Raw genomic sequence first — 262 nt, 5'->3', positions numbered from 1 at the left:
ACGCGACCGACTGCAGCGGCCCCCTCCACGAGCGATCGCCGGTGCCGTAGCTCGACACCGCCTGGACGCCCTCGTCCAAGAGCCAACGGAGCGAGAAATCGAAGACGGGGCCGTCGGGCGTCGAGACGTCGCCGGGAAGCACCAGGAAGTTCAGGCCGGCGCCGAACAGCCCGAGTTCCTCGGCGCGGAGGTCGAACAGCGGTCCCACCGGAGTGAGTTCGTCGTGGGGCCGCACGGGGGCCCGGAAGGCGACCTCGACACG

The 262-nt window shown here is 71.0% G+C and carries 1 protein-coding gene; it reads right to left on the bottom strand.

All coding sequences use genetic code 11. The annotated features are described in order from the left end of the window. Nucleotides 1-208: hypothetical protein (locus SB753_RS38420; protein ID WP_410805337.1), on the bottom strand; the 208-nt coding region annotated here is incomplete at its 3' end. Nucleotides 209-262 lie beyond the last annotated feature (54 nt).

Source organism: Paraburkholderia sp. SIMBA_053 (assembly GCF_046534895.1).
Lineage (GTDB): Bacteria > Pseudomonadota > Gammaproteobacteria > Burkholderiales > Burkholderiaceae > Paraburkholderia > Paraburkholderia caledonica.
This window is presented reverse-complemented; position numbering and strand designations above follow the sequence as displayed.